This window comes from Nocardioides sp. (assembly GCF_035703625.1).
GTDB lineage: Bacteria > Actinomycetota > Actinomycetes > Propionibacteriales > Nocardioidaceae > Nocardioides.
The window spans coordinates 1-8,755 of sequence record NZ_DASSXS010000127.1; the positions used below are offsets into that span (position 1 = coordinate 1).

General features: G+C 69.9%; 6 protein-coding genes and 1 tRNA gene. 2 read left to right on the forward strand and 5 right to left on the reverse strand.

Features of this window, described 5'->3' with window-relative positions:
- The 3 genes from VFN12_RS06270 to argS all read right to left on the reverse strand — a co-directional run.
- Nucleotides 1-602 (reverse strand): homoserine dehydrogenase (locus VFN12_RS06270; RefSeq protein ID WP_325117755.1); only part of this gene is annotated, 602 nt, incomplete at its 3' end.
- On the reverse strand, nucleotides 602-2,035 hold the full coding sequence (gene lysA, locus VFN12_RS06275; protein ID WP_325117756.1) for a diaminopimelate decarboxylase: 1,434 nt from the start codon (nucleotides 2,033-2,035) through the stop codon (nucleotides 602-604). The genes VFN12_RS06270 and lysA, both read right to left, overlap by 1 nt.
- 10 nt (nucleotides 2,036-2,045) lie before the next feature.
- Nucleotides 2,046-3,713, reverse strand: coding sequence for an arginine--tRNA ligase (gene argS / locus VFN12_RS06280; protein ID WP_325117757.1), 1,668 nt, complete (start codon nucleotides 3,711-3,713; stop codon nucleotides 2,046-2,048).
- Nucleotides 3,714-3,827: 114 nt separating this feature from the next.
- Here argS and VFN12_RS06285 point away from each other — a divergent pair.
- Nucleotides 3,828-3,899: transfer RNA gene (locus tag VFN12_RS06285), tRNA-Arg, on the forward strand.
- A gap of 410 nt (nucleotides 3,900-4,309) precedes the next feature.
- Here the strand turns inward: VFN12_RS06285 and VFN12_RS06290 are convergent.
- Nucleotides 4,310-5,287, reverse strand: a complete 978-nt coding sequence (locus tag VFN12_RS06290) for an LCP family protein (protein ID WP_325117758.1) — start codon at nucleotides 5,285-5,287, stop codon at nucleotides 4,310-4,312.
- Entirely contained in the window at nucleotides 5,284-5,880 is a 597-nt protein-coding gene (locus VFN12_RS06295; RefSeq protein WP_325117759.1) for a hypothetical protein, read from the reverse strand. Before VFN12_RS06295 ends, VFN12_RS06290 begins: the two co-directional genes overlap by 4 nt.
- Before the next feature lie 227 nt (nucleotides 5,881-6,107).
- Here VFN12_RS06295 and VFN12_RS06300 point away from each other — a divergent pair.
- The coding region (locus tag VFN12_RS06300; protein ID WP_325117761.1) for a multifunctional oxoglutarate decarboxylase/oxoglutarate dehydrogenase thiamine pyrophosphate-binding subunit/dihydrolipoyllysine-residue succinyltransferase subunit at nucleotides 6,108-8,755 on the forward strand (2,648 nt) is incomplete at its 3' end.

Below are 8,755 nucleotides of genomic sequence, written 5' to 3' on the forward strand. Positions count from 1 at the left end.
CCCTCGACGTCGGCGGTGGGGTCGGCCTCGGCATAGCCGAGCTCCTGGGCCTCCTCGAGCGCCTCGGAGAAGCCGGCGCCGGAGGTGTCCATCTTGTCGAGGATGTAGTTGGTGGTGCCGTTGACGATCCCGAGCACGCGGGTGACCCGGTCCCCGGCCAGCGACTCACGCAGCGGCCGCAGGATCGGGATCGCTCCGGCCACGGCGGCCTCGTAGTAGAGGTCGCGTCCGGCCTTGTCGGCCGCCTCGAAGAGGGTCGGGCCGTCCTCGGCCAGCAGCGCCTTGTTGGCGGTGACCACGGAGGCACCGCTCTCCAGCGCGGCGAGGATCAGCGACCGGGCCGGCTCGATGCCGCCGATGACCTCGATCACCAGGTCGACGTCGTCGCGGGCGACGAGACCGGCCGAGTCGGTGGTGAGCAGCCCGTCGGGGATCTGCACGTCGCGGGGCGCGTCGAGGCGTCGTACGCCGACGCCGACGAGCTCAACCGGGGCGCCCACGCGGGCGCGCAGGTCGGCGGCCTGCTCGGTGAGCAGCCGGACCACCTGCGAACCGACAGACCCGCAGCCGAGCACGGCGACCTTGAGCGCCTGGCCTGACATCACCGCACCTCTCCCACGTCCGTCGCCCCCATGTCTGTCGCCAGCATGTCGTCCTCGGTCTCGCGGCGGACCAGAACCCGGATTCCGCCGTCCCGCACCGCGACCACCGGGGGCCGCAGGGCGTGGTTGTAGTTCGAGGACAGGGAGCGACAGTACGCACCCGTGCCGGGGACGGCGAGCAGGTCCCCTGGGGCGAGATCCCCGGGCAGGAACTCGTCCTTGACCACGATGTCGCCCGCCTCGCAGTGCTTGCCCACGACCCGGGCCAGCACCGGCGGAGCCGTGCTCGCCCGGGACGCCAGGGTGCAGGAGAAGTCGGCGTCGTAGAGCGCGGGGCGGACGTTGTCGCTCATGCCGCCGTCGACCGAGACGTAGGTGCGTCGCGCGCCGCCGTCGAGCGCCACCTCCTTGACCGTGCCGACGGTGTAGAGGGTGCACGTCGCCGGGCCGGCGATCGCGCGACCGGGCTCGATGGACAGCCGGGGTACCTCGATGCCGAGGGCGCGGCACTCGTGCTCGACGATCTTGGTGATCTCCGTGGCCAGCTGCGACGGATCGGAGGGGTCGTCCTGGGTGGTGTACGCGATCCCGAAGCCACCACCGAGGTCCAGCTCGGGGAGGCTCCGCCCATCGAGCTCGACGGCGAGCTCGTCGCCGATCCGCGCGTGCAGCGCCAGCACCCGGCGGGCGGCCACCTCGAACCCGGAGGAGTCGAAGATCTGGCTCCCGATGTGGCTGTGCAGGCCGAGCAGATCCAGCCCCTCGGCGGCGAGCACCCGCCGGACGGCCTCCAGGGCGTCGCCGCTGGTGATGCTGAAGCCGAACTTCTGGTCCTCGTGGGCGGTCGCGATGTACTCGTGCGTGTGGGCCTCGACTCCCGCGGTCACGCGCACCATCACGCCGACCCTGCGCCCGAGGTCCGCGGTGATCCGGGCCAGCCGCTCGACCTCGACGAACGAGTCGACGATGATCCGGCCGACCCCCACGTCGACCGCCCGACGCAGCTCGGGAAAGGTCTTGTTGTTGCCGTGGTAGCCGATCCGCCCCGGCGGGAAGCCGGCCCGCAGGGCGACGGTCAGCTCACCGGAGGAGCAGACGTCGAGGGACAGTCCCTCCTCGTCGATCCACCGGGCCACGGCGGTGCAGAGGAACGCCTTGCCGGCGTAGAAGACGTCGTACGCCCCGAACGCGTCGCGGAAGGCGCGGGCCCGGGCCCGGAAGTCGGCCTCGTCGAGGACGTACGCCGGGGTGTTCACGTCAGCGGCGAGGTCCGGGAGCGGGACCCCACCGACCTCGAGCACGCCGTCGACCTTGCGAGCGGTCGTCGACCACAGGTGGGGCACCAGGGCGTTGGGGTCGGCCGGCTCGCGCAGCCATGACGGCCCCTTCAGGGCACCGTCGGCATGGGCCCAGCCGGCTTCGTGGGAAGGCATGGCGCCCGCGTCACATCCGCTCGGGCGCGGAGACGCCGAGCAGTGCGAGCCCGTTGGCGAGCACCGTGCGCGTCGCGGCCACCAGCAGCAGCCGCGCCCGGTGCAGGTCGGTGGGCTCCTCGTCGCCCATCGGCAGCACTCGGCAGGTGTCGTAGAAGCGGTGGTAGGTCGCGGCGGTGTCCTCGAGGTAGCGCGCCACGCGGTGCGGCTCGCGGAGCTGGGCCGCGCTCGCCACCACCCGGGGGAACTCGGCGAGGGCCCGCAGCAGCGCCCCCTCCTTCTCGTGTGACAGCAGGGAGGGGTCGAAGTCCTCGGACTTCGCCGGCTCCAGCCCCAGGTCGGCCCCGTTGCGCAGGATGGAGGAGACCCGCGCGTGGGCGTACTGGACGTAGAAGACCGGGTTGTCGGAGGCCTGCCGGGTGATCTCGGCGACATCGAGCGTGAGCGGCGAGTCGCTGGGATAGCGGGCGAGCGTGTATCGAAGCGGGTCGACCCCGATCAGGTCGACCAGCTCCTCGAGCGTCACCAGGTCGCCGGAACGCTTGGACAGCTTCACCTCCTGGTCGCCTCGCATGATCTTCACCATCTGGCCGATCAGGACCTCGAGCGTCTGCGCCGGGTCGTCCCCGGTGCACGCAGCCATCGCGCGCAACCGCCCGACGTACCCGTGGTGGTCGGCGCCGAGCAGGTAGAGCAGGCGGTCGAAGCCGCGCTCCCGCTTGTTGACGTAGTACGCCGTGTCGCTGGCGAAGTAGGTGAGCTCGCCGTTGGTACGGATCAGGACACGGTCCTTGTCGTCGCCGAAGTCGGTGGTCCGCATCCACAGTGCGCCGTCGGCATCGAACAGGTGGCCCTCGCCGCGCAGCTTCTCCAGGCCCGACGCCACGTCCTCGCTGTCGTGGAGGGACCGCTCGGAGAACCAGACGTCGATGTGGGTCCGGAACGAGTCGAGCTGGTCCTTCTGCTCCTGCAGCTGCAGGGCGTAGCCGGCCTCGCGGAAGGCGGTCAGCCGCTCGTCGTCGGGGAGGTCCAGGATGCCCGGGATGTCGGCCACGATCTTCTGCGCCAGCTCGGGGATGTAGTCGCCGCGGTAGCCGTCGGCGGGGACCTCACGTCCGAGGGCGGCGGCCTCCAGGGAGAGGGCGAAGAGATTCATCTGGTTGCCGCGATCGTTGATGTAGAACTCGCGGGTCACGTCGGCCCCGGCCGCCTCGAGGACGCGGGCGATGGCGTCACCCACGACCGCCCACCGGGTGTGGCCCAGGTGGATCGGCCCGGTCGGGTTGGCGGAGATGAACTCGACGTTGATCCTGTGACCGGCCAGGGTCTCGGTGTGGCCGTAGGCCGCCCCGGCCGCCACGATCTGCGCCGCGACCTCGCCCTGGGCTCCGGCCTCGACCGAGATGTTGAGGAACCCGGGCCCGGCGACCTCGACACCGGCGACGCCGTCGGTCGCCTCGAGAGGCACCCTGACGAGCTCGGCGAGTGCGCGCGGGTTGGTGCCGGCCTGCTTGGCGAGCTGCATCGCGACGTTGGTCGCGTAGTCGCCGTGTCCCTGCAGGCGGGGCCGCTCCACCGTCACCGTCGTGGGCACCCCTGCGGGCAGGGTGATCGCACCCTCGTCGACCAGACGCGTCAGGACGTCGACGATCGCGGCGGAGAGCTGCTCGGGAGTCACCGGCCCAGCCTATCGGCGCCGCCTCGCCTGTCCCGAACGAGTATCGAGGGCTGGGTGAGCCGCGGTTTCTTCTCCCCCGCGGGCCGGTTGTATGGTCATCCCCGCACCCTTCGAGCCCCCGTAGCTCAGGGGATAGAGCACCGCCCTCCGGAGGCGGGAGCCTAGGTTCGAATCCTAGCGGGGGCGCCCTTCATCATCCGGGCCGAGCGATCCACGTCGACGTTCCCGCCGATCATCCCCCGCCGAAATTCGAAGCAGCGGCCTGCCTGGTCGACATCGCGCGGCGGCTCCTGCCCACCCGCGGGCTACGCCGCGCTCAGTAGTCCAGCCCGGCGTCGTCGTCACCGTGCTTGTCGGTGACCCAGGAGCCGTCGGCCGCAAAGTGAACGCCGTTGCCCCAGTTCTCCGAGTCCCAGTCGATCATTCTCATGCCTCTCGATCTCCAGCCGACTGAGCCCAGCGTCCGCTGATTGCGAAGCCCGCACATCCGGGCAAGTGCTGAGGTGTATACCCACGCTTCCCCGGTCTTACCCCTACGAATTTCAACCAGCGCCGTGAGGGCCGTCTCACACCCGCTGCTCGGGGCCTTCCCGGCCCTAGCACTTCTTGATGGTGGCGTCCTTGCGGGCGTCGTTGCCGTAGCGGCGAGCCTGGCTCACGAAGGGGAACACCACGCTCGCGGAGCCCATCGAGCCGATCGACCCCTGCACCACGCAGGTGCTGATCTTCGACCCGTCGACCTGGGCCACGGCCTGGGCGATCCTGAAGAGCTCGGCGGCCGGCAGGTTGGTCTGCGTGTGCTGCATCACGGTCAGGATGCCGCGCTCGATGAACCCCGGACGGTCGGCCTGGGACCGGATCCTCGCGTAGATCCCACGCAGGGTCCGTTGCTGGTTGGCCGACCTGTCGAAGTCGCCACCGGGCAGGCTCTTGCGGATCCGCGAGAACGCCATCGCCTCGTACCCGGTGAGGTGGATGCGGCCCTTCTCGAAGCCCTTCGGCTTCAGGTAGGGGTCGCTGAAGGCCCGCGGGTTGGTGACGGTGATCCCGCCGATGTCGCTGATCATGTCCTCGAAGAACGGGAAGCGCGTGACGAACACATAGTCAGGCTGGACGCCGACGAGGTTGCCGACGGCGCGGCCCATGAGCTCGGGTCCCCCGTAGTAGAGGGCGGCGTTGACCCGGTCCCGGCCGCGGCCGGGGATGGTCACGACCGAGTCACGGGGGATCCCGATCGCCGCCGCGGCACCGGTCCGCGTGTTGAGCCCCACCAGCTGCAGCGCGTCGCCGCGGCTCCTGGTCATCACCTGGCCGGGCCGCGCATCCGAGCCGACGCCCAGGATCCAGATCATGTCGGGGCCGGCGTCGACGCCCTCGGCGGTGTGGAGCTTGACCAGCTCGGCATCTGTGGTGTGCACCGCCGAGTTGGGAACGACGAGGGCCGCCGTCGCCAGCACCAGGGTGAGTACGACGGGGCGGAGGAGGCGTCGGAACAGCGTCACACCCTGGGTCCGGCCGTTGGTCGCCCCATGGGTCATGCCGGGGGTCATGCGGTCGGTCATACGGTCGGTCATGCCGCGGCTCCTGTCTTGGCGACGTGGTAGGCGAAGATCCGCCATCCCGGCTTCGCGCGCGTCAGCAGCACCCGGCCATGGACGCCGACCCGGCGATCGAGGTCACCGTGGGTCTTGAACGCCAGGTGGAACCGGGCGGTGACCGCGACTGCGTGCTTGCGGACTGCGAGCACGTCGAGCCAGACCTCGCTGACCTTCGGCGTGACCCCGCTGATCCTGTCGCCGACGTCGACGTTGCTCATCAGCCTGATGTCGCGACGCGCCTGGGCACGAGCCCCGGGGGTGAAGCCGGGGAACGCGTCCCGGAAGTTCCTGCGCGGGTAGTCGCCGCCGACGTAGGCGGCGTTGAACCAGCGCTGCACGACGGGGGTGACCTGACGCGACACGCGCCGCTGCGTCTGCTTCGGGAGCCGCCCCACCACCCGGCCGATCTTGGTGGTGGTCTCGATCTGGAACGCGCTGGGCTCGCCGCTCGGCAGGGGCGGCTGCGACTCGGCGCCGCCTCCTCCGTCGTCGCTGCAGGCGGTCGCCGCCATGGACAGACACATCAGCATCGAGGCCACCACGAGGGCTGGCCGGCTGGCCAATTTCATGACCCAGGATCCTCACGTTTGGTCGATCGAGCTACACCATGCCCGAAGGCAGCCCCTCCGCCGCGCATTTGCAGGCGTGTGGGACTAGCCTTGAGGCCGGAGTCCACTCGTACGAAAGGGAAGAGGCGAACCTAGCCGTGCCGCAGTCCTCAGGCCAAAAGTCCACGTCACAGCCGGCAGCGTCCCCCTCGGGCGACTTCGGAGCCAATGAGTGGCTCGTCGACGAGATGTACGAGCAGTACAAGCTGGACCCCCAGAGCGTCCCCCCGGAGTGGGCGAAGTACTTCAAGAGCAACGGGTCGGGAGGCTCGGCCGCCGAGGCGAAGAAGTCTGAGGGCAAGCCGGCCGAGACCAAGCCCCGGTCCCAGCAGGCCGAGGCCACGTCGGAGCCCCGGGCCGAGGAGAAGCCGAAGCCCGCCGAGACCCAGAAGAAGTCCGACGGGTCCGGTCCCGCCCCCAAGGCCAAGCCGCGCCCGGAGTCGGCCGCGGCCGAGCCGGCCAAGGGTGAGGGCCGCCCCGTGGCCAAGGACCCCAAGCCGCCGGCCCAGGCCGAGGCCAGCGACCAGCCGACCTACAGCATCCTGCGCGGCGCCCCGGCCCGCACCGTGCAGAACATGGACGCCTCGCTGAGCGTCCCGGTGGCGACCTCGGTCCGCACCGTGCCGGTCAAGCTGCTCTGGGACAACCGGACCGTGATCAACAACCACCTCGCCCGCGCCCGCGGCGGCAAGGTGTCGTTCACCCACATCATCGGCTACGCCCTGATCAAGGCGCTGAAGTCGATGCCCGAGATGAACGTCGGGTACGACGTCATCGACGGCAAGCCCAACCTGATCACCCCGGCCCACATCAACCTCGGCCTCGCGATCGACATCCCGAAGAAGGACGGCACCCGCGCCCTGCTGGTGCCGTCGATCAAGGCCGCCGAGACGATGGACTTCGCCGCCTTCTGGACCGGCTACGAGGACATCGTCCGGAAGGCGCGCAACGGCAAGCTGACGATCGAGGACTTCCAGGGCACCACCATCTCCCTGACCAACCCCGGCACGCTCGGCACCAACCACTCGGTGCCGCGGCTGATGAAGGGGCAGGGCGCGATCATCGGCGTGGGCGCCATGGAGTACCCGCCCGGCTGGCAGGGCGCGTCCGAGGAGGCCATCGCCCGCAACGCCATCGGCAAGGTGATGACCCTCACGTCGACCTACGACCACCGCGTCATCCAGGGCGCCCAGTCGGGCGACTTCCTGCGCCGGGTCCACCAGCTCCTGCTCGGCGAGGACGACTTCTACGACGAGATCTTCCGCTCCCTTCGCATCCCCTACGAGCCGATCCGCTGGTCCCAGGACATCGCGACGTCCCACGACGACGAGATCAGCAAGCAGGCCAGGATCCTGGAGCTGATCCACGCCTACCGGGTGCGCGGCCACATGATGGCCGACACCGATCCCCTGGAGTACCGCCAGCGCAGCCACCCCGACCTCGAGGTCGAGTCGCACGGCCTGACCCTGTGGGACCTCGACCGGGAGTTCGCGACCGGCTCCTTCGGCGGCGAGGGCCGCCGGTTCATGAAGCTGCGCACGATCCTCGGCATCCTGCGCGACTCCTACTGCCGCACCACCGGCATCGAGTACATGCACATCATGGATCCCGAGCAGCGTCGCTGGATCCAGGAGCGCGTGGAGCAGCCGCACACCAAGCCTCCTCGCGAGGAGCAGCTGCGGATCATGCTCAAGCTCAACCAGGCCGAGGCGTTCGAGACGTTCCTGCAGACCAAGTTCGTCGGGCAGAAGCGGTTCAGCCTCGAGGGCAGCGAGACCACGGTCCCGCTGATCGACGAGATCTGCGAGGCGGCCGCCGAGGCCGAGCTCGACGAGGTCTGCATCGGCATGGCCCACCGTGGCCGGCTCAACGTGCTGGCCAACATCGTGGGCAAGAAGTACTCCCAGATCTTCCGGGAGTTCGAGGGCAACATCGACCCGCGCACCGTGCAGGGCTCCGGGGACGTGAAGTACCACCTCGGCGCCGAGGGCGAGTTCGTCGCCGGCAGCCGCGACAAGATCAAGGTGTCGGTCGCCGCGAACCCGTCCCACCTCGAGGCGGTCGACCCGGTGCTCGAGGGCATCACCCGGGCCAAGCAGGACGTCCTCGACCGCGGTCTGGAGTTCCCCGTGCTCCCCCTGCTGGTCCACGGCGACGCAGCGTTCGCGGGCCAGGGCGTGGTCGCCGAGACCCTGAACCTGTCGCAGCTGCGGGGCTACCGCACCGGCGGCACCATCCACCTCGTCGTCAACAACCAGGTGGGCTTCACCACGTCGCCGGGCGCGTCCCGTTCCTCGCTCTACTGCACCGACGTCGCCCGGATGGTCCAGGCGCCGATCTTCCACGTCAACGGCGACGACCCCGAGGCCTGCATCCGCGTCGCCCGGCTCGCCTTCGAGTACCGCCAAACCTTCAACAAGGACGTCGTCATCGACCTCGTCTGCTACCGCCGTCGCGGTCACAACGAGGGCGACGACCCGTCGTACACCCAGCCGCTGATGTACGACCTGATCGAGCAGAAGCGCTCTGTCCGCAAGCTCTACACCGAGTCCCTCATCGGCCGCGGCGACATCACCGTCGAGGACGCCGGGGTCGTGCTGCGCGACTACCAGCAGCAGCTGGAGCGCGTCTTCGTCGAGACCAAGGCAGCCCTGAAGGAGGCCGAGCAGGAGCCGGCCGACACGGCGTACTCCGGCACGGACGTCGAGGGCCACACCGGCCTGGAGCCACCGGCCGCGCAGTCGCGCGGAGCCGACCGCACCAAGCACTCGTCGACGCACACGGCGATCAGCACCGAGATGCTGCACCGTCTCGGCGACGCCTTCGTCGACATCCC